Annotated in this window: 21 protein-coding genes; 6 read left to right on the top strand and 15 right to left on the bottom strand. The window is 69.4% G+C overall.

The genetic code is table 11. The features are described from left to right. Nucleotides 1–59: 59 nt before the first annotated feature. Nucleotides 60–1358, bottom strand: coding sequence for an acyltransferase (locus JE033_RS08135; RefSeq protein WP_200330688.1), 1299 nt, complete (start codon nt 1356–1358; stop codon nt 60–62). 55 nt (nt 1359–1413) lie between these two features. Here JE033_RS08135 and JE033_RS08140 point away from each other — a divergent pair, with 55 nt between their 5' ends. The 4 genes from JE033_RS08140 (at nt 1414) to JE033_RS14930 (ending at nt 7702) form a co-directional block, all read left to right on the top strand. Continuing rightward, the gene (locus tag JE033_RS08140; protein ID WP_200330690.1) at nt 1414–2223 is read left to right on the top strand and encodes an SGNH/GDSL hydrolase family protein; all 810 of its coding nucleotides are present in this window, start codon (nt 1414–1416) and stop codon (nt 2221–2223) included. Then, on the top strand, nt 2220–3446 hold the full coding sequence (locus tag JE033_RS08145) for an MFS transporter (protein ID WP_234037121.1): 1227 nt from the start codon (nt 2220–2222) through the stop codon (nt 3444–3446). Before JE033_RS08140 ends, JE033_RS08145 begins: the two co-directional genes overlap by 4 nt. Before the next feature lie 305 nt (nt 3447–3751). Beyond that, on the top strand, nt 3752–7498 hold the full coding sequence (locus JE033_RS08150; protein ID WP_200330694.1) for an efflux RND transporter permease subunit: 3747 nt from the start codon (nt 3752–3754) through the stop codon (nt 7496–7498). Nucleotides 7499–7510: 12 nt separating this feature from the next. Continuing rightward, nucleotides 7511–7702: a pentapeptide repeat-containing protein gene (locus JE033_RS14930; RefSeq protein ID WP_370567937.1), complete on the top strand. Its 192-nt coding sequence runs from the start codon at nt 7511–7513 to the stop codon at nt 7700–7702. On the opposite strand, the gene JE033_RS08160 is transcribed toward JE033_RS14930, so the two are convergent. From JE033_RS08160 to JE033_RS08200, 9 genes are all read right to left on the bottom strand, one after another. Further along, nucleotides 7671–8789 carry a pyridoxal-phosphate dependent enzyme gene (locus tag JE033_RS08160; protein WP_200330698.1) on the bottom strand — a complete coding sequence of 373 codons (1119 nt, stop codon included), beginning with the start codon at nt 8787–8789 and terminating at the stop codon, nt 7671–7673. The two genes, JE033_RS14930 and JE033_RS08160, sit on opposite strands and share 32 nt — an antisense overlap. 18 nt (nt 8790–8807) lie before the next feature. After that, a complete protein-coding gene (locus tag JE033_RS08165; RefSeq protein ID WP_090145897.1) occupies nt 8808–9749 on the bottom strand; it encodes an amino acid ABC transporter permease in 942 nt (313 codons plus the stop codon). Continuing rightward, on the bottom strand, nt 9746–10396 hold the full coding sequence (locus JE033_RS08170; protein WP_090145895.1) for an amino acid ABC transporter permease: 651 nt from the start codon (nt 10394–10396) through the stop codon (nt 9746–9748). The genes JE033_RS08165 and JE033_RS08170 overlap by 4 nt, the downstream gene beginning before the upstream one ends. Nucleotides 10397–10503: 107 nt before the next feature. Continuing rightward, nucleotides 10504–11385, bottom strand: a complete 882-nt coding sequence (locus JE033_RS08175) for a glutamate ABC transporter substrate-binding protein (RefSeq protein WP_090147289.1) — start codon at nt 11383–11385, stop codon at nt 10504–10506. A gap of 94 nt (nt 11386–11479) precedes the next feature. Next, a complete protein-coding gene (locus JE033_RS08180) occupies nt 11480–12256 on the bottom strand; it encodes an amino acid ABC transporter ATP-binding protein (protein WP_090145893.1) in 777 nt (258 codons plus the stop codon). Between the two features lie 164 nt (nt 12257–12420). After that, nucleotides 12421–13215, bottom strand: a complete 795-nt coding sequence (locus JE033_RS08185) for a metal ABC transporter permease (RefSeq protein WP_200330700.1) — start codon at nt 13213–13215, stop codon at nt 12421–12423. Further along, nucleotides 13212–14108, bottom strand: a complete 897-nt coding sequence (locus JE033_RS08190; RefSeq protein ID WP_234037390.1) for a metal ABC transporter permease — start codon at nt 14106–14108, stop codon at nt 13212–13214. Before JE033_RS08190 ends, JE033_RS08185 begins: the two co-directional genes overlap by 4 nt. Next, nucleotides 14108–15010 carry a metal ABC transporter ATP-binding protein gene (locus JE033_RS08195; protein ID WP_090145889.1) on the bottom strand — a complete coding sequence of 301 codons (903 nt, stop codon included), beginning with the start codon at nt 15008–15010 and terminating at the stop codon, nt 14108–14110. Before JE033_RS08195 ends, JE033_RS08190 begins: the two co-directional genes overlap by 1 nt. Next, nucleotides 15007–16107 (bottom strand): metal ABC transporter substrate-binding protein, encoded by a 1101-nt coding sequence (locus JE033_RS08200; protein WP_200330702.1) that lies wholly within the window; start codon nt 16105–16107, stop codon nt 15007–15009. Before JE033_RS08200 ends, JE033_RS08195 begins: the two co-directional genes overlap by 4 nt. 141 nt (nt 16108–16248) lie before the next feature. Between JE033_RS08200 and JE033_RS08205 the strand changes: the two genes are divergently transcribed. Beyond that, nucleotides 16249–17646, top strand: a complete 1398-nt coding sequence (locus JE033_RS08205) for an amidase (RefSeq protein WP_200330704.1) — start codon at nt 16249–16251, stop codon at nt 17644–17646. A gap of 164 nt (nt 17647–17810) precedes the next feature. Continuing rightward, nucleotides 17811–18254, top strand: coding sequence for an Hsp20/alpha crystallin family protein (locus JE033_RS08210; RefSeq protein WP_090145883.1), 444 nt, complete (start codon nt 17811–17813; stop codon nt 18252–18254). Nucleotides 18255–18370: 116 nt separating this feature from the next. Here the strand turns inward: JE033_RS08210 and JE033_RS08215 are convergent, their stop codons facing one another. From JE033_RS08215 to JE033_RS08235, 5 genes are all read right to left on the bottom strand, one after another. Next, nucleotides 18371–19420: a Gfo/Idh/MocA family protein gene (locus tag JE033_RS08215; RefSeq protein WP_200330705.1), complete on the bottom strand. Its 1050-nt coding sequence runs from the start codon at nt 19418–19420 to the stop codon at nt 18371–18373. Further along, the gene (locus tag JE033_RS08220; protein ID WP_200330707.1) at nt 19417–20313 is read right to left on the bottom strand and encodes a sugar phosphate isomerase/epimerase; all 897 of its coding nucleotides are present in this window, start codon (nt 20311–20313) and stop codon (nt 19417–19419) included. Before JE033_RS08220 ends, JE033_RS08215 begins: the two co-directional genes overlap by 4 nt. A 39-nt stretch (nt 20314–20352) precedes the next feature. Beyond that, the gene (locus JE033_RS08225; RefSeq protein WP_200330709.1) at nt 20353–21573 is read right to left on the bottom strand and encodes a Gfo/Idh/MocA family protein; all 1221 of its coding nucleotides are present in this window, start codon (nt 21571–21573) and stop codon (nt 20353–20355) included. Between the two features lie 362 nt (nt 21574–21935). Continuing rightward, nucleotides 21936–22925 (bottom strand): ATP-binding cassette domain-containing protein, encoded by a 990-nt coding sequence (locus tag JE033_RS08230; protein ID WP_200330711.1) that lies wholly within the window; start codon nt 22923–22925, stop codon nt 21936–21938. Beyond that, nucleotides 22922–23968, bottom strand: a complete 1047-nt coding sequence (locus JE033_RS08235; RefSeq protein ID WP_090145874.1) for an ABC transporter permease — start codon at nt 23966–23968, stop codon at nt 22922–22924. Before JE033_RS08235 ends, JE033_RS08230 begins: the two co-directional genes overlap by 4 nt. Nucleotides 23969–23993 lie beyond the last annotated feature (25 nt).

The raw sequence follows: 23993 nt of genomic DNA on the forward strand, positions 1-23993 counted from the left end.
GCGATCAGTTCGCGCGGTCTGCGCACTGGGACGGCGCACAGCCAAAGACCGAGCCTACGTCAGGATCGCACGGCGCGCAAGCCGGGCGTGTCGTCCGCAGTGCCGGAAACACGTCGTCTGCGCGCCGGGCCGCCCGCCGTCAGCCACGCGATCGCCGCGGCGAGCGCCACGATCGCACCTGCGGTCCCGCCGGTGAGATAGCCCTGCGTCAGCACCCATCCCACCGACCCGACGAGCAGGCCGGTCGCCGTGAGCGCCGCCCAGGCCGGCATGTCGCGCTCTCGCTCCCGCGGCCAGCGACTCTCGAGCGACGACACGGCGGGGCACAGCACCGCGAGCACTCCGGCGATCGCCAGTATCCAGGGGATCCGCGTCACCCACCACACGGGCGTGAGCGGCTCTGGGAACGGGAGGCCGAGCGCCATCTGCGCACCGACGACGATCGCCATGGCGACGACGTGCCACAGGTAGATCGTCATGCCGAAGGCGCCGAGCATCCCCGCGACGATCAGCACCCGAGGCCGTCGCACGACACGGCGGATCGCGGGCTGCAGCAGTGTGAAGAGGTAGACCTGCGCGAGGCCGAGCAGGAGCAGCAGCACGGTGGGCGGGTTCAGGTTGTCGAGCATGTCGGGCGAGTACCCGAGCCCCCACACCGCAACGGCCATCAGGGCGTACGCCGCGACGGCGAGAGCCACCAGCAGCCAGCGCGGCCGCTTCGCGTACCAGCCGTCCCGCACGCCGAATCCCAGCTGCTGCACGAATAGCCACACGAGCACCCAGTTCAGCGGCGCGATCGGAAGGTCGGCGAAGCGACTGAGCAGGTCGACCGAGACGGCCGCACCGGCGAGACCGAAGTAGGTGGGCCATGCGGCGAGACGGTGCAGGCGCGCCATCACGGGCACGAACGCGGTGCAGATCGCGTAGACGGCGATGAACCAGAGCGGCTCTGCGAGACGGAAGGCGAAGCTGCGGAGAAAATCGGGATCGGCACCGCACAGCCGCATCGCGCCGAGGGCCACGAGCACTGCGAGCATGGCCGACAGCACGGGGCGCGCCAGCCGCAACGCCCTGATGCGAAGGTAGTCGCCCGGGGTGCCGCCCCGGCCGCGCAGACGCCGCCAGGTCGTGATCCCCGCGAAGCCGCCCGCGATGAAGAACGTCGGCATGATCATGCCGACCCAGGTGATCCAGACGAGCGGCTGCCAATCTGCGAGTGCGTTCTGCGCGCGGAGCGGATCCCCTGAGATTCCCATCTGCAGCGCGTGCAGCAGGACGACGATCGGCAGGCACAGGGCGCGCACCGCGTCGATCGAGAGGTCGCGATCCGGAGGGATCCTGGGCAGCTGCTTCACCACCCGCCCAGCTTAGGCCGCCGCGGTCCCGCATCGGCGATGGGCGTAGGCTGGGCCCGTGAGCGAGCCGCACGAAGCCACTGAACGCGCCCCGATCCGGTACGTCGCCATCGGCGATAGTTTCACCGAGGGGGTCGGCGATGAGCGACCCGACGGCTCCGTTCGCGGGTGGGCCGACCTCGTGGCGCAGGGGCTCGCGGATGCAACGGGCGCCGCCGTCGATTACGCGAACCTCGCCATTCGGGGGCGACTGCTCGCTCCCATCATCGCCGAGCAGCTCGAGCCGGCACTCGCCCTGCAGCCGACGGTCGTGACGTTCAACGGCGGCGGCAATGACATGCTGCGCCCGCGCACGAATATCGCGTGGGTCGCCGCGCAGACGGAGCACGCGCTGATGCGCATCCGCGATTCGGGCGCCGAGCCGATTCTGCTCGCCGGCGCCAATCCGACGGCGGGGCTACCCGGCGGTGCCCGTGTGCGAGCGAAAGGCGACGAACTCGTGCGAGCCGCGCGCGCCATCGCCGAGCGCCTCGACGTGCGCTTCGCAGACAACTGGAACGATCCGGAACTCGCCGGCGGGCAGTACTGGTCGCCGGATCGCCTGCACCTCGCGCCGGTCGGGCATCGCCGCGTCGCCGCCAACGTGCTGCGGGCGATGGGCTACACCGCGCCGGCCGATTGGGAGCTGAACGCCGCGGCGATCCCGCGCCCGACTCGGAGGGATCAGCTGCGCTACACCCGTGAGCACGTCGTCCCCTGGGTGCAGCGCCGCCTCACCGGGCGCTCCAGCGGAGACGGACGCACCGCGAAGTACGCCGAGTGGACGCGTGTGGAGCCGCGCGCACTCGGCGCCGACCCCGAGGCATGACCCAGCCCCGCGACTCGAGCGCCGGCCGCACGGGGCCGCTCGCAGCGGCATTGGCGCTCGCCGGGCTGCTGCTCGTCGCCGGCAACCTCCGAGCGAGTCTGACCTCGGTCGGCCCGATCCTCGATCGCCTGCAGACGGAACTCGAACTGAGCTCGCTCGCCGCGTCGATGCTCATCAGCCTGCCGCTGCTCGCGTTCGCCGGCGTTTCACCGTTCGTGCCCAGGATCGCGCTCCGCTTCGGGCTCGAACGCCTGCTCGGCGGGAGTCTCGCGCTGCTCGCCGCCGGAATCGCGCTCCGGTCCGTCGGAGGGGTGTGGCTCTGGGCGGGCACCATCGTGCTCGGCGTCGCGATCGCCGCCCTCAACGTCTCCCTGCCCTCGTTGGTGAAGCGGGACTACCCGAAGCGCATCGGGCAGGTGACGGGTGCGTACTCCGTGGTGCAATCGGTCTTCGCGGCGATCGCAGCCGGCGTCTCCGTGCCGCTCGCCGACGCCTCAGAGCTGGGGTGGCGGGCGTCGCTCGGCATCTGGGCGGGGTTCGCGCTCCTCGGGCTTGCCGCGCTCCTTCCGCGGATTCTGCGCTCGCGATCACCGCGCAACGAGCCGCCGAGTGAGACCATCGCACTGCCCGGCGGCGGCACCTCGCGCGACCGATTCTCCCCGTGGAGATCGGCACTCGCCTGGCAGCTCACCGCGTTCATGGGCGTGCAATCCGTCGCCTACTACATTCTGATTCTGTGGCTGCCCTCGATCGAGATCGCCGCCGGCATCTCCCCCGCGGCGGCCGGCTTCCACCTGCTCATCATGAACGCCGTCGCCATCGTCGGCAGCACGGTGTGCTCGGCCCTCATCCCCCGGTTCCGCGATCAGCGCGGCCTCGGCGCCGTCTCCGGCGTCTTCTTCGTGGTGGCGGCGGTCGGGTTGGCGTTCGCGCCCGAATGGGGAGCGCTGTGGGCCGGCTGCGGTGGGCTCTCGGGCGGAATCTCCATCGTGCTCGCCCTCTCCTTCTTCGGCCTGCGGACGCATCATCACCGTCACGCCGCTGCCGTATCGGGCATGGCCCAAGCGGTGGGGTACCTCTGCGCGGCCGCCGGGCCTCCCGCCATCGGGCTGCTGCACGACGCGACCGGCTCATGGGCGCCGGCGCTCTGGACGCTGGGCGGCATCGGCGTGCTGGTCATGGGCCTCGGCGTGCTCGCGGGCCGCGACCGTTACGTGCGGTGACCGGGGCGGACCCGGCGCACGGAGCCACCCGGGGAGCCACCCGGGGAGCGCGAATGCCTCGGAGAATCGGCGCGGGAGCCGCTTCCGGCTTCCCGGAATCATCCCACGGGATGATCCGAAATGGTACCGGAGCACGATGCCGTCGAACGGTTCACCGGCCAAGCTGAAAGGGTTGATCTCGCCGCTCGGCCCGCGCCCGGCTGCGTTCCCCGTCACGCCGCTCCACGATGCACGGTCGCCGACGAATCCTCGGATCCGTCGGCCCCGATCCATTACGCAGTGCGAGACCCCAGCCGAAAGCGTTCATGTCGTTCCTCACGCGCACCAGTCTCAAGAACCGACTCATCGTCGGGCTCACCACCCTCGCGATCGCCGTGATCGGCATCGTCTCGATGGGATCGCTCAAGCAGGAGCTGATGCCCTCGATGCAGGTGCCGATGGCGTATGTCATGGCGCAGTCGCAGGGGCTCGCGCCCGAGGAGATGGCGCGCACGGTCACCGAGCCGGTGGAGCAAGCGCTGCTCGCCGTGCCCGGTGTCACGAGCGTGACGTCGACGACAGCCAGCGGTGACGCGCAGATCCTCGCGGAATGGACGTTCGGCACCGACGACGACGAGACGTTGCGCGCCATTCGGAGTGCGGCCGAGGCGCTGCGGCCGACATTCCCCTCGGGCAGCGAGCTGCAGGTCATGTCGGGCGGCGCCGACGACATGCCTGCGATGATGCTCAGTGCTGGAACGTCGGGCGACCAGGAGGCCTTCGGCGACGCGCTCGCCCAGACCGTGGTCCCGGCGTTGCAGAACGTCCCCGGCGTGCGCACGGTCGAGCTCGCCGGGCAGGAGGAGCATCGGATCTCGATCGACCTCCGCCCCGCAGACGTCACCCGCCTCGCAGTCGATCCGTCGACGCTGCAGCCCATCCTCCAGGCGAACGGCGCGGCGCTTCCCGCCGGTCAAGCCGAATCCGCCGAGGGGCCGATCTCCGTCACCGTCGGGGCCGCGCTCACGTCGATCGAAGACATCTCGAATCTGCCCGTGCCCACCGCGGAGGGTGCAGTGCGCATCTCCGACTTCGCCGACGTCGAAATGGAAGCGGTTCCCGCGCAGAACATCTCTCGCGTGAACGGCAACCCCTCGCTGACGCTGCAGATCACGCCGTCGCAGGGCGCGAACGTCGTGGACATCTCGCACGCGGTGAACGCCGAGCTCGATCGCCTCGCGCCCACCCTCGACGCCGAGTTCATCACCATCTTCGATCAGGCACCGTACATCGAGCAGTCGATCCACGATCTCTCGGTGGAGGGCGGGCTCGGACTCCTGTTCGCCGTGCTGGTGATTCTCGCGTTCCTCTGGTCGTGGAGGTCGACCATCATCGCCGCGGTGTCCATTCCGCTCTCCCTGCTCATCACCCTCATCGGCCTCTGGTCGAGCGGCAACACGCTCAACATCCTGACCCTCGGCGCGCTCACGATCGCGATCGGCCGTGTCGTCGACGACTCCATCGTGGTCATCGAGAACATCAGCCGCCGGAGGGGCGACGGGCCGCTCACGATCGAGGGCGTCGTCGCCTCGGTGCGGCAGGTGGCGGGCGCCATCACCGCATCGACGCTCACCACCGTCGCGGTGTTCCTGCCGATCGCATTCGTGTCGGGCATCGCGGGCCAGCTCTTCCGGCCGTTCGCCATCACGGTATCGATCGCGCTCCTCGCCTCGCTCGTCGTCGCACTCACCATCGTGCCCGTGCTGGCCTTCTGGTTCCTGAAGAACGCTCCCGCCCATCGGGGCGAGCCCAGCGCCGAGACCGACGCGTCGGACGACGCCGAGCAGGATCCCGCCGCGGTCTCCGAACTCGACGAGATCCGCACCGCACCGGACCGGCTGCAGCGCACCTTCATGCCCGCGCTCAACGCCACCCGGCGCCACCCGGCCATCACGCTCGTCGTGTCGGGCCTGCTGCTCGTCGCCACACTCGGCATGACCGCGTTCATTCAGACGGACTTCCTCGGCTCCTCCGGCCAGGAGAGCCTGCAGCTCACGCAGGCGCCGCCCCAGGAGACCGGCGATGACCTCGTCGCCGCAGCTGAGCCCGTGGAGGCCGCACTCAGTGAGATCCCTGGTATCGCGGATGTGATGACGTCGATCCCCATGCCCACCCCGGGCACCCCGAGCACCATCAGTTACGATCTGCAGCTCGCCGATGACGCCGAGGTCGCCACAGTCGAATCGGCCGTGCAAGACGCGATCGATGCGCTGCCGGACTCGGGCGAGATCTCGCTCGCCTCGCAAGACGCGTTCGTCGCGGGGGCGGGCGACGGCATCGCGCTGCAGATCTCGGGCAACGACTCCGAGGCGCTCCGCGAGGCCAGCGACCTGCTCGAGCAGCAGCTCGCCGACGCCGACGGGGTCCGCTCCGTGACGAGTGAACTCTCGGGGGAACAACCCGTGCTGCGCGTGCGGGTCGACGAGCTCGAAGCGACGCGTCTCGGGTTCGACCGCACGACCATCGCGACAGCGGTGCAAGAGGCCCTCACGGGATCGACCGTGGGCTCGCTCATGCTCGACGGCCAAGAGCGCGACATCATCGTGCGCACCCCCGGCACTGCGCGCGCCGCCGACCAGCTCGGCGAGGTGCTGCTGCCCGTCACAGCTCAACAGACGGCGGAGGCGCAGAAGGCCGCGAACCAGGTGCTCGAGGACAGAGCCAAAGCCGAAGCGGAGACCGCGCGCATCGAGGCGGCGAACGAACTCGACTCCCAGATCGCCGAAGCGGCGAATCAGCGGGCCGAGCTGGTGTCCCAGATCGGAGCGCTGAACGAGCAGCTCGCACAGCTCTCGAGCGTGCCGATCGTCCCGGAGGAGCCGCGCACCCCCGACGAGGATGCGATGCTGCGGGCGCAGCAGGAACGCGCTGAGCAACTCGCCTCGCTGCAGGGCGCGCTCGAAGGCGCCCAGTCGGGCATCACCGGCATGGATGAGCAGATCGCCTCGCTCCGCCAGGCGCAGAACGATGCGGCGACGCAGCAGGCCGAAGCCGAGGCGGCGGAGGCCGAACAGCGCGCAGCCGCCGAGGTCACCGGCGCCGCGATCCCCCTCTCCGCGATCGCGACCGTCGAGGAGGAACCCACCGCGCCGACGATCACGCGCGCCGATGGCGAGCGTCAGGTCTCGCTGACCGTGACTCCGAAGGAGGGCGAGCTCGAGACCGCGAGCCTCTCGATCGACACCGCGATCGCCGAGACCGAGCTGCCGGCCAGCGTGCAGTTCGAGCAGGGCGGCGCGGCGGCCCAGCAAGACGAGGCGTTCGGCCAACTCGGCCTCGCGATGCTCGCCGCGATCATGCTCGTACTGCTCGTGATGGTCGCCACCTTCCGCAGTTTCCGCGGGCCCCTGGTGCTGCTCATCTCGATCCCGTTCGCCGCGACCGGCGCCATCATCGGGTTGCTCGTCACCAACACGGCCCTCGGGCTTCCCGCCCTCATCGGCCTGCTGATGCTCATCGGCATCGTGGTGACGAATGCCATCGTGCTCATGGACCTCGTGAACCGCCTCCGCGAGGCCGGCGCCACCCTCGACGAGGCGGTGGAGCACGGCACCCGACTGCGTCTGCGCCCGATCCTCATGACCGCGGCAGCCACGGTGTTCGCCCTGATCCCGATGTCGCTGGGCCTGACCGGGGGCGGTGTGTTCATCTCGAAGCCCCTCGCGATCGTCGTGATCGGAGGCCTCGTGTCATCGACGCTGCTCACGCTCATCCTGGTGCCGATCCTCTACACGCTCGTCGAGCGCCGCCGTGACCGCAAGATCGCGAAGCGCGAGGCGCGTCGCGCGAGAAAGCTGGAGCGGCAGGCCGAGAGTGCGGGCGCTCCCGGCGAGGCCCGCGAGGCCCAGCGAGCATTCGCTGCCGAGCAGCGCTCGACGAAGGGCTCCGCCCGCGAGGCGAAGCGCGAAGCCAAGCGCGAGGCGAAGGCGGCCCGCCGGGATGCTCGCGCGGCGCGCAGGGAGAGCGGCAGTCGGGAAGACGAGAGCGGCGAGGCAGGTGAGGTCGGGCAGTAGCGCTGCACCTTGGTGCGCCCCGCCCCGCCCCGCCCCGGGTGCTCGACTGCTCGGCTGCGCGGCGCGAAGCTGCGCGGCGCGAAGCTGCGCGGCGCGAAGCTGCGCGGCGCGAAGGCACAGCCTCGGCGCAATGGGGCGACGGCGCGACGGCGCGAGGCGCCTGAGCGGCGCCTCACGCCGCGGCCTTCAACCCGGACCCGGTGAGCAGCACGACCGTCGTCTCGGAGGGCAGGACCGCGCCGCGCGCGACGAGCTCGCTCACCGCTGCGGCAGCCGTCGCGCTCGTCGGCTCGGCGTAGAGTCCGTGCGAGGCGAGCTCCGCGTGCGCTGAGCGGATGTCCGCTTCCGGAATCGCCACCGTGCCGCCGCCGCTCTCGCGCAGTGCGTCGAGCATCGCGCCGAGCCGCAGTGGGTGGGAGATCGCCGTGCCTTCGGCGATGGTCGCGCGCACCGGGCGGTTCGGCACCGGTTCTCCTGGTTTCACGTGGAACGCCGCATCCACCGGCGAGCAGTTGAGCGGCTGCGCGGCGTAGAGCCTCGGCACGCGCTCGATCTGGCCGGCGCGCAGCAGTTCGCGGAAGCCGAACGCGCACCCGAGCAGGCTGCTCCCCGCACCCACCGGCAGCACGACGGCGTCAGGAGCGCGGAACCCGAGGTCCTCCCAGATCTCGTAGGCGAGGGTCTTCGTACCCTCCAAGAAGAACGGCTGCCAGTTGTGGCTGGCGTACCAGCCCGCACCGTGCGCAGCCGCAGCGATCGCCGCCTCCTGCGAGGCGACGCGCGGTCCCTCCACCAGCTCGATGCGCGCCCCGTACGCGCGCGCCTGCACGAGCTTGCCGGGCGAGGTGGTCGCCGGCGCGAAGACCGTGACGTCGAGCCCGCCCGCGGCACCGTAGGCGGAGATCGCGGCTCCGCCGTTGCCCGAGCTGTCCTCGATCACCGCGCGCGCCCCCTGCTGCCGCAGCACCGAGAGCATCACGCTGGCGCCCCGATCCTTGAAGCTGCCGGTCGGGGAGCACCACTCCAGCTTCCACAGCGGCCGAGCGCTCCCCCAGACACCGGGCACCAGCGGAGTCCGCCCCTCGCCGAGCACGAGTGGTTCGTCGACGTCGAGGGCGAAGGCGGCCCGGTACCGCCAGAGCCCGGGAGCGCCGTGCTCGATATCCGCGCGGGTGATCCCCCGGCCCGGCGCGAGCAGCAGCGGTCCTCCCGAGTCCGAACGCCAACGACCCTGCTCGAGCGCGTATCGTGCGCCCGTCGCCGGGTCGAGGTAGGGAAGGACGTCGCTCACGTGCACCTCAGCGAGAGATCAACGGGTCCGGCGGCGGCCACCGGCATCGTCGTCGCCGTCGGTCGCGCCGAGCCCTGCACCGAGCTCACCGCCGATCGAGGCCGCCACCGCTGCCGGCTTGGCCGCGGCCGTCGGCTTTCCGCTGCGCGTCGCTGCGAGCCGGCCTGCACGACGACCGAGCCACGACACCGTGAGGTTGATCGCCAGGTAGATCACGACGGCCACCACCCAGAAGGTGAAGAGGTATCGATTGCCGTAGAACGTGGATGCCTGTTTCACCGTCGAGGCCAGCTCGGAGTAGGCCACGATGTAGCCGAGCGAGGTGTCCTTCAAGAGCACGACGAGCTGCGCGATGATGATCGGCAGCATCTGAGTGAAGGCCTGCGGGAACTCGATGAGCAAGCGCGTGCGCATCGGGGTCAGACCGATGGAGAGCCCCGCCTCGCGCTGGCCCTTGTTGAGGGCCACGATGCCCGCGCGCAGGGCCTCGCCGATGATCGCCCCGTTGTAGATGATGAGTGCGATGACCACCGCGCCGAACGCACCGGTCGACGCCACGAGCAGGATGAAGAGCATCATCAGCAGCACGGGCATCCCGCGGAAGAATTCGAGCAGCACGGTCGTCGGGATGCGGATGAATGCGTTCGTCGCCAGTCGCCCGAACGCGAAGACCATGCCGAGCAGCACCGCGCCGACCATCGCGACCGCAGCGGCGCGCAGGGTGTTCCACACGCCCCGTCCGATGAACTGCCAGACCTCGCCGTAGGCGAGCACGTCCCAGCGCGACGCGTCGAACATTCCGGGGTTCTCGTTGCCGTTGACCGAGATCTGCGGCTGAGCCAGCCGCCAGACCACCCAGCCGAGCAGTGCCGCGAGCGCGATGACTCCGACGACGGAGATGATGCGGGATCGCCGACGCGCTTTCGGGCCGGGGGCGTCGTAGAGAACGGTCGCACTCATCGCAGCACCCGCACCTTCTTCTCGATCTGCCCGGCGAGCAGGCCGAGCGGAATGGTGATCAGGAGATAGAAGCAGGCGACACCGACGAGAATCGGGATCACCGCCTGGCCGTTGCTGTTGGTGAGCTGCCGTGCGGTGGCGAACAGCTCGACCACGAAGAACCCGCCGGCGACCGACGTATTCTTCGTCAGCGCGATGAAGACGTTGATCAGGGGCGGGACGACCATGCGCAGCGCCTGGGGCAGCACGATCAACGAGAGCGTCTGCCCGAAGCCGAGCCCGATGGAGCGGGCGGCCTCGGCCTGACCGACGGGCACGCCGTTGATGCCGCTGCGGAGCGCCTCGGCCACGAATGGCGAGGTGTAGACGGCGAGCCCGATGGAGGCGAGCAGCGCGTAAGGCGGCTTGTCCGGCACGATCAGCGGCAGCACGAAGACCATGAAGAGCAGCAGCAGGGTCAGCGGAATATTGCGGATCAGCTCGGTGTATGCCGTCGCGAAGCCGCGCAGCGACGACACCGGGCAGATGCGCAGCACGGCGACGACGAGTCCGATGAGCAGCGCGCCGACACCTCCGAAGAGCAGCAGCTGCAGCGTCATCAGGAAGCCGGCGAGAATGTCGTCGGCGTTCGCCAGTAGGACGTCCACGATCGGGATCCCTTCTTGAGGGCGGATCCCGGGGGCGGCTCGCACCGCCCCCGGGTCAGCTCAGTTCCGAACGAGTGGATGGATAGGAGAAAAGGTGTCGAGCGAGGTCAGTAGCGGTCGATCGCCGGGGGTTCCGGCGTCTCCAGCACCTTGCCGGCGGTCTTCTCCCAGGCCGCCGCCCAGTCGCCGTTGTCGAAGGACTCCTCGAGCGTGTCGTTCACGAAGGCGCGGAACTCGTCGTCGCCCTTCATGAGCCCGATGCCGTATGGCTCCTCGGTGAACGGGTTCTCGACGACCTCGAACTCGCCCTCGTTCTGGTCGGCGAGGCCGGCGAGGATCACGTTGTCGGTCGACACTGCGACGACCTCACCCGAACGAAGCGGCTCGAGGCAGTTGGAGTAGGTGTCCGTGGCGAGGACCTCGACGCCGGCCTCCTTCAGGTTCTCCTCGGAGGTCGAACCGGTGACCGAGCAGACCTTCTCGCCCTTCACATCGTCGATGCCCGTGATGCCGTCGGGGTTGCCCGAGAGCACGAGGAGATCCTGACCCGCGGTGTAGTAGGGGCCGCCGAAGTCGATGACCTTCTTGCGGTCGTCGTTGATCGTGTACGTGGCGATGACGAGGTCGACCTCGCCGTTCTCGATGAAGGGCTCGCGGTTCGCGGAGACCGCTTCCTTCCACTCGATCTGGTCTTCCGAGATGCCGAGCTTCGCGGCGATGATCTTGCCCATCTCGACATCGAAGCCCTCGGGGGAGTTCGTGGTGGGGTTCATCAGGCCGAAGAGCGGCTGGTCGTACTTCGTGCCGATCGTGATCTTGCCGGCTTCATTCAGCTTCGCCATGGTCGTGCCGTCTTCGAAGCTGACGTCCTCCGCCGGCGCCGGCGCCGACGATTCCTCGCCGGCGTCATTCGGCGAGCCGGAGGCGCAAGCGGTGAGGGCCAGGAGTCCTGCTGCGGCGAGGACGGCTCCGTACTGAGCAATTCGCATCATTTCTGCTTTCTCTTCGGTGAGTTGGGGCGCGGTGACGCTGTCGGCCTGCGGCCAGCGGCGTCGAATTCGTGGCGGGGGGGGGGGGGACGAGTCAGTGGCCCAGGATCTTCGACAGGAAGTCTTGCGACCGCGACGTCTTCGGGTCGGTGAAGAACTGCTCGGGTGTCGCCTCTTCGACGATCTGGCCATCCGCCATGAAGATGATGCGATCGGCCGCGCGCCGGGCGAAGCCCATCTCGTGCGTCACCACCAGCATCGTCATCCCGTCGTTGGCCAGCCCGATCATCACGTCGAGCACTTCGTTGATCATCTCGGGATCGAGTGCCGAGGTCGGCTCGTCGAGCAGGATGAGCTTCGGGTCCATCGCGAGTGAGCGGGCGATGGCGACGCGCTGCTGCTGGCCGCCGGAGAGCTGCGAGGGCAGCTTCTGCGCCTGATTGGCGATGCCGACGCGTTCGAGCAGCGCCATCGCCTTCTCCTCCGCATCCTTGCGAGAGAGCCCGCGCACCTTCATCGGACCGAGGGTGACGTTCTGCAGGATCGACTTGTGCGCGAACAGGTTGAACTGCTGGAACACCATGCCGACGTCGGCGCGCAGCGTGGCGAGCCCGTTCCCCTCTTCGGGAAGCGGCTGGCCGTCGATCGAGATCGTGCCAGAGTCGATCGTCTCAAGGCGATTGATTGCGCGGCAGAGCGTCGATTTTCCGGAGCCCGAGGGCCCGAGCACGACGACCACCTCGCCACGGCCCACCTGCGTGTTGATGTTGTTCAGCACATGCAGATCGCCGTAGTGCTTGTTCACCGAATCGATGATGACGAGCGGCTCCCGATCGTCGCGGACCACTCTGACCGCTGTCGTGTCTCCCATGCTGCGATCGTACAAACAGAGCGGCTCGCGGTGCTAGTTCTTGTGCCACTGCCACAAAGCTGGTTAGGGTGAGGGAAAACGCCTGATGATCGGCCAGAACGCTCGAAGATGCGCACCGAAGTGCCGAGCGTTCTCGAGGAATGCCCGAATCGGTGACGCAATCGTTACCGAGCTGACACCTTCCGGGCGCCCCATGCCGCGCAGATGAGGAACATCGCGGTGAGCACGAGCCCGACCGATCCACCCGCCGCGATCGAGAACTCCCTCGAGATCCACAATCCGATCAGACCCCCCGCGATCCCCAGCACGGCCGAGATCACCGGTATCCACTCGAGCCGCTGAGTCAGCGCGCGCGCAGCCGCGGCAGGGGCGATGAGCACTGCGACGCCGAGGATCGCGCCGACCGCAGGCATCGCGACGACGACCGATGCGGCGATCACTCCGGTCACGGCGAGCTCGATCGGCCAGCTGCGGAAGCCGGCCGCGGCGAAGCCGACCGGGTCGAACGTGTGGAAGAGCATGCGGCGCCCGAACACCGCGACGAGCACGAGGGCTGCGACCAGCACGCTCGCGGTCACGACGACGTCGGTGAGGCTCGCCCCGAGCGGCGAGCCCACGAGCAATGCCTCGACCGGTACGCCGAGCCCGGGGTTCAGTGCGGCGAGCAGCGTGCCGAGCGCGAAGCCGAACGAGAGCACCACTCCGCTCGTGACCTGACGGCCCTGTCCGGGAATGCGGGCCAGCACCGTCATGGCGAGCACGAGCACCGCTGCGAAGAGCGCCTGGCCGATCAGCAGGTTCCACCCGGCCAGCGCGAACACCACGCCGCCCGGAAAGGTCGCGTGGCTGAGCGCCACGGCGAAGAACGAGCGCCGGCGCAGCACGATCAGCGTGCCGGCGACTCCGGAGAGCAGGCCGAGCAGCGCGAGTTCGAGCGACGCGAGTGCGAAATAACTCATGCCGCGACCGACCTCCGCAGGGCCGCGGCACCTCCGCGGATCAGTGCCGCGACCACGTAGGCGGCGACGAGCAGGAGCACCACGACAGCCCCCGGAGACACCGTCGCCCCCAGCGACGTCGACCACTCGAATGAGAGCCACAGCCCCGCGATGCCCGCCCCGAGGGGAAGCAGGATCGCGACGGGGATGAGCAGCGCGAATCCGCGCGTGAGCAGTCGCGCCGCGGCCATCGGAACGGTGAGCAGTGCGATGACCATGAGCACGCCCAGCGCCTGCACCCCGGCCACGACGAGCAGCGCGACGGCGACCGAGAGTGCGAGGTCGGCGCGCAGCACCCGGAACCCCGCGGCCTCAGCCCCGGCGGCGTCGAACGAGCGGAAGAACTGCGCGCGCCAGGTGAGGCCCACGACCGCGACCGCGACGATCGCGACGATGAGGATCTGCCAGAGCTGCGTCTCGGTCACCGTGAGGAGACGCCCGAACAGCAGTTCCTTGAGTTCCGAGACGTAGCCCTTCTGCTTCGACACGAGCACCACGCCGAGGCTGAAGAGCCCGGTGAGCACCACCGCGATCGCCGCGTCGGCCCCGACGCCGCCCCGATGCTCGATGACGGTGAAGAGCACGGCTGCGAGGATCGCGGCGACCACCGCTCCCGGGAGCAGACCGGCGGAGCCGCCGATCGCGGAGCCGACGACGAGGCCGGGAAACACGGAGTGCACGAGACCGTCGCTCACGAACTCGAGTTCCCGAAAGCTGATGAAGAGCCCGACGATGCCGGCCGCGACCGCGAGGATCGCGACGGTGACCAGGGCGCGCCACATGAACGGCAGTGAGAAGATGTCGATCGGACCGAGCAGCATGAGGTGGAAGGCGGGCGACAGCACCGACGGCATCACTCGGTCTCCCGCGTCGTCGTCACGGTGTGGTGATCGAGTTCCACCGTCGTGTCCTGGAACGCGTGCTGCACCGCGTCGAGGGTGAGCGCCTGTTCGACGGGACCGTACGCCGCCGGATGGCCCGGCTGATTCGGGTGGTGACCGCTCGCGAGCAGCAGCGCGTGGGAGCACGCCTCCTGAGCGATCTCCAGATCGTGCGTCGACACGATGATCGTGCGCCCTTCTGCTCGCAGCTCTCTCACGAGACGCAGCAGCACGTCGCGGTTCTCCCGATCGAGCCCGTTGAAGGGTTCGTCGAGGAGGAGGAGCCGCGGGTCGGAGACGAGCGCCCGCGCGAGAATGCCCCGCTGCTGCTGACCGCCCGAGAGCTCGCCGAAACGGCGCGACGCCCAGGCGGAGAGACCCACGCGTTCGAGCGCCCGAGAGACCGCCTCGCGGCCGGTTCGGCCGATCGGGCGCAGTGCTCCGCGCGAGCGGTAGAGACCCATGGTCACGACCTGGCGGAGCGTGACCGGAAGCGTCGCATCGCGGGTGTCCGCCTGCGGCAAGGACCCGATGCGGCGCCTGGCACGATCCGGAGTCTCGCCGAGCACCCGGATCGAACCGCCGGTGAGTTCGGCCAGCCCCAGGATGCCGCGCAGCAGCGTCGATTTGCCCGAGCCGTTCGGTCCGATCAGCGCGACCGCTGCGCCCACGGGAACCGCGAGCGTCAGGCCCTCGACCCGCGACGTCCCGTGGTATCCGAAGGCTGCCCCTTCGAGCACCAACGCCGCATCGGAGGCTGCGAGCGCGCCTCTCTCGGCACCCCCGTCGGCCCCGCCTGCCTGCATCGGCTCCGGGGCTGCGCAGTGCTGCGCGTCGCCGGGATCAGATGCTGCTGCGTCGCGTGCGGCCGTCATCCCTGCAGACTATCGGGCACCGCATCCACCTGGGCGCCCCACGCGTCGAGAATGAGTTCCGTGTTGTGCACCGTCGCGCCGATGTAGGTCGCTCCATCGCTGTCGGGTGCGCCCAGCGAATCCGCGTAGAGGTTCTCGGAGTCGACGACCTCGACGCCCGCCTCGTCGGCGATCGTCTGCGCGAGCTTCGGGCTCATCGACGACTCGACGAATACCGCTCGCACGCCGTGCTCTGCGATGGAGGCGACGAGCGCGTCGATTTCGGCGGCGCTCGGCTCGGCGTTGTCTTCGAAGCTGGGCAGGATCGACCCGGCGAACTCGATCCCGTAGTCATGCAGGTAGTACCGGAGCGAATCGTGGCCGCTCACGAGCACCCGCTCGTCTGCCGGCACCCGTTCGAACTGCGCGGCGATCCACGTGTCGAGCTCTTGCAGACGCTCGGTGTACGACGCGGCGCGCTGCTCGTAGTCGCCCGCGTGATCCGCGTCCGCCGCTGCGAGTCCGTCGGCGATCTCCGTCACCATGCCGACGGCGTTCTTCGGCGACGTCCAGATGTGCGGGTTCACGTCGCCGTGATCGTGGTCGTGCTCGGCCTCATCCGCGTGATCGTGGTCGTGATCCGCTTCCGCGTGCTCGGCATCGCCAGCGTGCTCGTGCTCGTGCTCGTGCTCGTGCTCGTCCGTTGCGGCGCCCTCGGCGGTGATGTGCTTCGCCTCGTCGAGGTCGATGCCATCGGCCGCCGTGATGATGGTGCCGTCGAAGCCGGAGGCATCCACCGCATCGTCGACGAAGCTCTCGAGGTCGGCCCCGTTCACGATCAGCACGTCGGCCTCCCCGAGCGCCAGCAGATCGGCGGGGCTCGGGTCGAAGTGGTGCGCCGAGGCGTTCGGGGCGAGCAGGCCGGTGAGCTCGATGTCGTCGCCCCCCACTTCGCTCGCGAAGTCGGTCAGTTGCGTCGTGGTCGCGACGACCTTGAGCCCGGCGTCGCCGCCGTCGCCGGCATTGGCGCCGCCGCTGCAGGCGGTGAGTGCCAGGAGCGATGCGAGTGCTGCGGCGGCGAGAACGGCGGGTTTCACGGAGCGGGGCTTCTGAGTCATGACACACTTTCTAATGAGAACGAGTATCACTATACACCCCACGCCGGCAACGGCGTCCTCGCTGCGCCGGCACCAGGCACCTCGGAGGAACGGACGCGCTTCGACGCGCATTCCCGGCGCTGGCGCTCGTAAGCTGGGCGGATGGAAGACGCGACGGCGGAGACCGCGCTGGCATGGCGCGACGCGCTCCGCCGCGGCGACGTCTCCGCGCGCGAGGTGGCCGAACGGTATCTGCGCCGCATCGAGGCGCACCACGAACTCGGAGCATTCCTCGCGGTCATCGGCGACCAGGCTCACTCGGACGCGACGGCAGCCGACGCGCGATTCGCGGCGACATCACGCTCGGAACGCTCGACGCTGCCTCGTCTCCATGGGCTGCCCATCGCCGTCAAGGACCTCGTAGAGGTCGCCGGAATGGCGACGACCCGCGGCAGCGCCGCCCTTCGCCACCGCGTGGCCACCGCCGACGCTCCGGGAGTCGCGATGCTGCGCGCGGCCGGCGCGATTCCGCTCGGGAAGACGCAGGTGTCGGAGCTCGGACTGACCGGTTACTCCGAGAACGCCATCGCGCCACCCGCGCGCAATCCGCTCGACCCCTCGCGCACTCCGGGCGGATCCTCCGGCGGGAGCGCGGCTGCGGTCGCGGCCGATCTCATCCCCATGGGTCCGGGAACGGATGGCGGCGGTTCGATCCGCATCCCAGCGCTCGCGTGCGGTCTCGTCGGACTCAAGCCGGGTCTCGGCGCGGTGCCAGGGGATCTGGCCGCGGCCGCTCCCTCCCTGCACGACGAGTTCGGTGCGCCGCGGTTGACGGTGAGCGGCCCCTTGGCCCGGGACCCGGCCGACGCGGCGATGCTCTTCGATGCGCAGCGCGGCGCGACGCGGGAGCCAGCCTTGGCGGCCGTGCGCGCCGCCGATGAGCTCACCGGACTCCGCATCGCGTACTCTGCGGCCTCGCCGTTCGCATCGGTGTATCCCATCGCGCTCAGTGCCGAATCAGGCTGCGCGTTCGAGGCGGCCAGGGAGCGCCTCGCCGCCCGCGGTCACCGCATCGATGAGGCGACCTTCGCCTACGACCCCGAGTACCCCGAGGCGTTCACGACCTCGTGGACGGCGGGCCTCTCGCGTCTGGCGCTCGCTCCCGATGCCGCTGCACGCCTGATGCCGCTCACCAGCCTCTTCCGCGAGCGCGCCCGCGCACGAACCGTCGAGGCGCATGAGCGCGCAGGGGCACGGCTGCGCGATTTCGCCGCAGACGCGCGACAGCAGTGGGGCGCCTACGATGCCGTCCTCACTCCCGGACTCACGATGCTCCCCCCGCGCGTCGGCACCTTCACATCGATGCATCCGGATGACGACTACCGGCTGCAGTGCGAGTGGGCTCCCTTCACGTCGATGGTGAACGTCTCAGGGCTGCCCGCGGTCGCTGTGCCGGTGATGCGGCTGCCGACCGGGCACGCAATGGGGGTGCAACTCATCGGCAGGATCGGCTCCGAGTCGCAGTTGCTGCAACTCGCGGCGCAGCTCACGTCCCCGTGAGTGCGCCGTCGCGCCCCTCTCGGCAACTCGACCGCGACTACCGACAGACCGCTATTTTCAGAGATCTTGCAGCGAGCTTCATTAGCACTCTCAGGTACCGAGTGCTAATTTATATGCACATTGAGTGACCTCCACTCAAGTTTCACTGGAAGGAGAAAATCATCATGGCAATGACATTCGATCCCTTCAGCGAGCTGGATCGCTGGGCCGCAGGAGCGCTCCAGCAAGCGCGCTCCGGTCCGCGCCAGATGCCGGTCGACCTCCAGCGCGACCACGAGCGGTACGTCTTGAACGCCGATCTGCCCGGCGTCGACCCGGGCTCGATCGACGTCGATGTCGACGGCCAGCTCCTGACAATCCGCGCGCAGCGCACCGCCGACGTGGCAGAAGGCTCGAAGTGGCTCACGCGTGAGCGCCCCTCCGGCACCTATCTGCGGCAGTTCAGCGTCGGGCAGGGCGTCGACATCGCCGGCATCTCCGCCTCGTACGACAACGGCGTGCTCAGCGTCGTGATCCCCGTGAGCGAGCAGGCGAAGCCGCGCAAGATCGCCGTGCAGGGTCAGTCCGAGCACGTCGAGAGCGACACTCAGAAGTCCCTGACCCACTGATCCGGCACCGTACGCACGCCGCGTGACGCAGTGGGGCGCCGTTCGGGCGCCCCACTGCGTCACGCGCGAACCGGGACGCGCGGACTCGAGAAGCTTCCGATCCGCCGTCGCAGCGATCAGGAGGCGAGGCGGCCCGGCCGAAGCGGCAGGCCCGCCGCCGTGTACACCTCGTCGATGAGGGTCATCGTACGACGGGAGCGCTCGAGGCCGACGCGCGATCGCTCACCGCTGCGCACCGCTGACCGAATGCGGCGCAGTTGATGGGTGTACGACGACGAAGCGCCCAAATGCTCCGAACGCTCTTCGACGCCGGCTCCCGTCGTCGTGCGCACGATGAGGCGCCCGTCCTCCTGAGGTTTCACGAAGTTCGGCAGCACGACCTCGCCCAGGCTTCCGTGCACTCGGAGCCCGAAGTTCCATTCGTCGCTCGCCATGCTCGTGTGCATCGACACGGGCACGCCTCCGAGCTCCAATCCGGCGACGACCGTCGCATCGACCCTCGCGTCACCCGTGTGCCCCTCAGCCCGCGCGAAGTCGAGGGTGAGCGGCGCCGCAGTCGGCAGACGCACACCCCCGAGCTCTCCTCCGAGCTGATCTCCGAGCAGGAGCAGGGCGTGCAGCGCGTAGCACCCGAGATCCATCAGCGTGCCGCCGGCGAGATCGAAGCTCCATCGCGGGTCGCGCGGCGCGGGCGCCGGCATGTCCATATGCACGTCGACACCGCGGATCTCCCCGATCGCGCCCTCGCGCACGTGACCGATGAGGCGATGCATGGCCGGATGATCGGCGTAGTGGAATGCCTCCCACGCCCAGCCGGCCGAGCGCTCGAGTCTGGCGGCGACGCGATCGAATTCTGCGAGGTTCGCCGCGAACGGCTTCTCGACGAGCACATTGCGTCCGGCTTCGAGCGCTCGTGCCGCCCACTCGGCGTGCAGCCCGTTGGGAAGGCCGATGTAGACGAGGTCGAGCGAGTCGTCTTCGATGAGGGACGCGTAGCTCTCGGCTGCCGCCGAGAAGCCCCGTTCGGCGGCGTAGTGACGAGCGCGCTCGGGATCCCGCGCCGCGACAGCGGCACGAATGTCACCGGTCTCCGCCGTCGCCGCGATGATCGACTCCTCGGCGATGCGCGACGCGCCCAGCATGCCGATGCGCAGCGGCGCACTCATGACGCCTCCGGGATGTCGGTCGCGCCGAGTGCCTCGCGCAGGCAGGCGACGCTGCGGCGCGCGCTGTCGAACGCCGCCACCGCGTCAGCTTCGTGCTCGATGACCGTATCCTGCTCCACCACGTACCATCCGGCATACCCCACGCCGCGCAGCGCGCGGACGATCTCCACGATGCGCGCGTCGCCGGCGCCGAGTGACCGATACATGCCCTGGCGCACCCCCTCGCGGTAGTCGATCTCTCCGGCTCGCACCCGCGCGGCGACGGCGAGACTCACATCCTTCAGGTGCGCGTGCACGATGCGGTCCGCGTACTGCTCCACGAAGGCGACCGGATCGCCGCCGCCGAGCGTGTAATGGCCCGTATCGAGGCACAGGCCGATGCGGGAGCCTGCGATCACGCGCTCCACCGCATTCGGGGCCTCGACCACCGTGCCGAGATGGGGGTGCAGGGTCGCCACCACCCCGACGGCGGCGGCGGCATCGTGCGCACGATCGAGGTTGGCGAGCAGCGTGACCCATTCCGGGTCGCTCAACTCGATCGCACCGTCATACCCTTCCGCTCCCGTCACCGCCGAGAGCACGAGCGTCGTGGCGCCGGAGGCGACGTAGGCCTCGAGTTCGCGCTCGATCGCCGGCAGCGGATCCACCGCCGCCCGGTGCAGCACGACCGGGAAGAACCCGCCGACGGCTTCGAGGCCCGCTGCGGCGAGCGCTGCGGCGCGCTCGGCCGGAGCATCGGGCAGAAACCCTTCCGGCCCGAACTCGGTCGCCGTGATCCCGAGCGACACCATCTCGGAGAGCACGCGCTCCCGCTCCAACTGCAGCCCCCAATCGGGGACCTCGATGACGCCCCAGCTGATGGGGGCGGCTGCGATGCGTGCGCGATGTGCCATGTGCGACTCCTTCGTCGGTGCAGTGCGAGTGGATGAGGATCAGGCGCCGGCCGCGGTCGTGCCCTCGACCGGCGTGCTCGACTGCCAGGTGCGCGTCTCGGCCGATCGCTCGGCCGCCGAGACCACCTGGGCCGCCGAGAGCGCATCCTGAATATTCGAGTTGATGGCCTCGCGCCCGAGCACCGCCTGGAGGAACTTCTTGGCCTCGATCACCTTGAGGTCGTCGTATCCCATCGAGGTCCCGGCTCCCGGCTGGAAGCGGCTGAAATCACCCATCCCCGGCCGGGCCATGACGCGCGTGTACCCCTGGTTCTCCGCGCCCAGCCCGCCCGAGAGGTGCAGCTCGTTCATGCGCTCGAAGTCCCAGTGCGCCGAGCCGCCCGTGCCGTAGACCTCGATGCCGTAGCTCGCGCGAGGGCCCACCGAGACCCGGGAGGCCTCGAGGGTGCCGACGGCGTGCGCCGCCGGAGCCCCGTCCGCGACGCGCACGAGCATCCCGGCGTAGTCCTCGTTCTCGACCGGTTTCATGTCGCCGTTCTCGATCAGCGCGAAGTGGGTTCCCGTGCCCATCGGAAGCTCGGGGCGCTCGGCGTACACCGTCGAGGTGACTGCGCTGACCTCGCCGATCGGGCCGAGCGTGTACTGGACGAGATCGACCAGGTGGCCCATGAGGTCGCCCAGAACGCCGTTGCCCGCCAGCCCCCGCACGAAGCGCCACGACAGGGCGCCGCGCGGGTCGGCCGAGTAATCCGCGAACATCTGCCCGCGGACATTCGTGATGCGCCCGAGCCTGCCCTCGGCCACGAGTTCGCGCAGGTACTCGATCGCGGGTGCATGGCGATAGTTGAACCCGATCGACGTGACGACGCCGGCCTCCTTGGCCGCGTCCGCGACCGCGCGGGTCTCGTGCTCGCCGCGGCCGACCGGCTTCTCGATCCAGAAGTGCTTGCCGGCCCGGGCCGCCGCGATGCCGATCTCCGAGTGCAGGAAGTTCGGGGCGCAGATCGACACGACGTCGACGTCTGGATCGTTCAGCACATCGTGGTAGTCCGCCGAAGCCCGCTCGTACCCGAGCACGCGCACCGCCTCATCCGTACGCGCCGGCGCCGGGTCCGCCGCGTGCACCAGGCGGGGTGCGAGCCCGAGATCCGGGTACGCGTACTTGAGGTTGGCGTAGGCGCGGCTGTGCAGCTGGCCCATCCACCCGACGCTGATGAGGCCCACCCCGATCTCGGTGGTGCCGTCTGCACGTGTCCGCATCTTCGCTCGTTTCGTCTTCGTGGTGCCGTGCACCGGTTCTCACTGTGGGGCCGGCCGGGGGCCGGGCCCGGGTCTGGGATCCTCGCCTGTCGACCGGAGTGATCCTGACTCTGGACTTGATTCTGGACCGGTCCAAATTGTACGGACATGGTGGCTGCGGTGTCAACAGTCCCGTGGGACCGAGGGTGTCCGCCGAACCCGAGCGAATCCCGCCGCCCGAATCCCTCGTGCTCAGCACTCGAGCTCGATCTCGGTGCGGGGGCGCCGGTGCAGCGGGGGCGGCCGGTGCGCCCCCGGGATGCAGAACGGGCGCCCGATCCTCATCCGGATCGGGCGCCCGCCCTCGCGGAACCGAGAGACGCTCAGCGGCGTGAACGCCCTGGGGCGTCCTCCCCGTCGTCGTCCTCGTCGTCCGCGTACTCGCCGGGGACGACGGTGACGGCCTCGGTCACCTGCACGCGTCCCACGCCCGCCGCGGCGTCGCCCTCGATCTCATCGCGGATCGTGCGCACCGCGTCGGTGCTCGTGCCGACATCCCGCAGTTCGTGGACCAGCTGCTCGAGCTCCGCGCCGCCGGCCATGAGTCCGGTGAGCTCCTCGAGCGAGATCGCCGATTTCTCGTGGTACCCGATGCTCTGTCCGCGCTTCAGCAGCAGGAAGCGATCGCCCACCGGGTAGGCGTGGTGCGGATTGTGGGTGATGAAGATCACGCCGAGGCCGCGATCGCGCGCCTGGATGATGTAGCGCAGCACCACACCCGACTGCTTCACGCCGAGCGCGGCGGTCGGCTCGTCGAGGATCAGCACCTTCGCGCCGAAGTACACGGCTCGCGCAATGGCCACGCACTGGCGCTCGCCGCCCGAGAGGGTGCCGATCGGCTGATCCACGTCGCGCAGATCGATGCCCATGTCGAGCAGCTCCTGCTTCGCCGTCTTGCGCATGAAGTCGACGTCGAGCCGCTGGAACGGACCCCAGCCCTTCGTCTGCTCCGACCCGAGGAAGAAGTTGCGCCAGACCGGCATGAGGGGCGCGACCGCGAGATCCTGATACACGGTGGCGATGCCCCGGTTCAGCGCCTCGCGCGGCGAGTTGAACTTCACCGGTTCGCCCTCGACGAGGTACTCGCCGGCGGTGTGCTGATGGAGCCCTGCGATGATCTTGATGAGCGTGGACTTGCCAGCGCCGTTGTCGCCGAGCACGCACATCACCTCGCCGCTCGCCACCTGCAGGCTGACGTCGCGGAGCGCGATGATGTTGCCGTACCGCTTCTCGGCGTCGCGCAGCTCGACGAGCGGCGCCTTCGCGGTTGCCGTGGCCGTCGCCGGAGCGGCGGCTGTCGATGTGGCGTTCACTTTTTCCCTCCTCGCGCCGCGCGGCGCTGCAGCGTGAAGTTCAGCACGGTGGCTCCGAGGAGCATGGCGCCGAGGAAGAACTTCAGCCAGTCCGGATTCCACTCCGCGTACACGACGCCCTTGAGCGCCATGCCGTAGATCAGTGCGCCGATCGCGCCGCCGATCGCCGAGCCGTATCCGCCGGTCATGAGGCAGCCGCCGACGACGGCCGCGATGATGTAGAGGAACTCGTTGCCGATGCCCTCACCCGACTGCACCGTCTTGAATGCGAAGAGCTGGTGCATGCCGAGCAGCCACGCGCAGAAGCTGACGCCCATGTAGAGGCCGATCTTCGTCTTCACGACGGGGACGCCCACGGCGCGAGCCGCGTCGGGGGCGCCGCCCGACGAGAAGATCCAGTTGCCGACCTTGGTGCGCTGCAGGATCCAGGTCGCGATGAGCACGAGGATGATCCAGTAGAAGACCGTGATCTTGACGTTGACGCCGAAGACGGGGATGTCGGCCGCGAACACCGCTTCCGCGGAGGCGAACCCGGGCCACTGCGCGATGGAGGGGGCTGCGACGCCGCCCGTGAGCGCGCGCGTCACGCCGAGGTTGAGGCCGGTCAGCATGAAGAAGGTCGCGAGCGTGATGATGAAGCTCGAGAGCTTCGTCTTCGTCAGCAGCCAACCGTTGAGCAGCCCGATCAGCAGCGAGAACACCAGGCCGACGATCGCTCCGACCCAGACGTTCCCCCCGAACCAGTACATGAAGAGGGACGAGGAGAGCGCCGCCGAGATGACGCCGACACCCGCCGACAGGTCGACCTCGCCGCCGATCATCAGGAGCGATACGCCGACCGCCATGATGCCGACGGTCGAGGCGCCGTACAGGATCGTCGCGATCGAGCTCGGCTGGGTGAACTGGGGGGCGACCACGGCGAACATGATCGCGAGTACCAGTGCGGCTGCGGTGGCGCCCGCCTCGGGCTTCGTGAAGAACCTGGTGAACAGGTTGCCAGAGGCGACGCGCTCATCGAGCTTGGGTGCGGTTGCTGTACTCATGGATTCGACCTTCCGGCGCGACCCT

The organism is Leucobacter sp. L43, assembly GCF_016597785.1.
GTDB lineage: Bacteria > Actinomycetota > Actinomycetes > Actinomycetales > Microbacteriaceae > Leucobacter > Leucobacter alluvii.

Coding starts and splice junctions, on each gene's coding strand:
- JE033_RS08190 (WP_234037390.1), bottom strand. CDS start 14,108: ATGCCGTCGGTGCTGTCGCCCGCCTTCCACCTCATGCTGCTCGGTCCG.
- JE033_RS08185 (WP_200330700.1), bottom strand. CDS start 13,215: ATGAGTTATTTCGCACTCGCGTCGCTCGAACTCGCGCTGCTCGGCCTG.
- JE033_RS08150 (WP_200330694.1), top strand. CDS start 3,752: ATGTCGTTCCTCACGCGCACCAGTCTCAAGAACCGACTCATCGTCGGG.
- JE033_RS08165 (WP_090145897.1), bottom strand. CDS start 9,749: ATGAGTGCGACCGTTCTCTACGACGCCCCCGGCCCGAAAGCGCGTCGG.
- JE033_RS08205 (WP_200330704.1), top strand. CDS start 16,249: ATGGAAGACGCGACGGCGGAGACCGCGCTGGCATGGCGCGACGCGCTC.
- JE033_RS08195 (WP_090145889.1), bottom strand. CDS start 15,010: ATGACGGCCGCACGCGACGCAGCAGCATCTGATCCCGGCGACGCGCAG.
- JE033_RS08225 (WP_200330709.1), bottom strand. CDS start 21,573: ATGCGGACACGTGCAGACGGCACCACCGAGATCGGGGTGGGCCTCATC.
- JE033_RS08175 (WP_090147289.1), bottom strand. CDS start 11,385: ATGCGAATTGCTCAGTACGGAGCCGTCCTCGCCGCAGCAGGACTCCTG.
- JE033_RS08145 (WP_234037121.1), top strand. CDS start 2,220: ATGACCCAGCCCCGCGACTCGAGCGCCGGCCGCACGGGGCCGCTCGCA.
- JE033_RS08235 (WP_090145874.1), bottom strand. CDS start 23,968: ATGAGTACAGCAACCGCACCCAAGCTCGATGAGCGCGTCGCCTCTGGC.
- JE033_RS08200 (WP_200330702.1), bottom strand. CDS start 16,107: ATGACTCAGAAGCCCCGCTCCGTGAAACCCGCCGTTCTCGCCGCCGCA.
- JE033_RS08210 (WP_090145883.1), top strand. CDS start 17,811: ATGGCAATGACATTCGATCCCTTCAGCGAGCTGGATCGCTGGGCCGCA.
- JE033_RS08220 (WP_200330707.1), bottom strand. CDS start 20,313: ATGGCACATCGCGCACGCATCGCAGCCGCCCCCATCAGCTGGGGCGTC.
- JE033_RS08180 (WP_090145893.1), bottom strand. CDS start 12,256: ATGGGAGACACGACAGCGGTCAGAGTGGTCCGCGACGATCGGGAGCCG.
- JE033_RS08215 (WP_200330705.1), bottom strand. CDS start 19,420: ATGAGTGCGCCGCTGCGCATCGGCATGCTGGGCGCGTCGCGCATCGCC.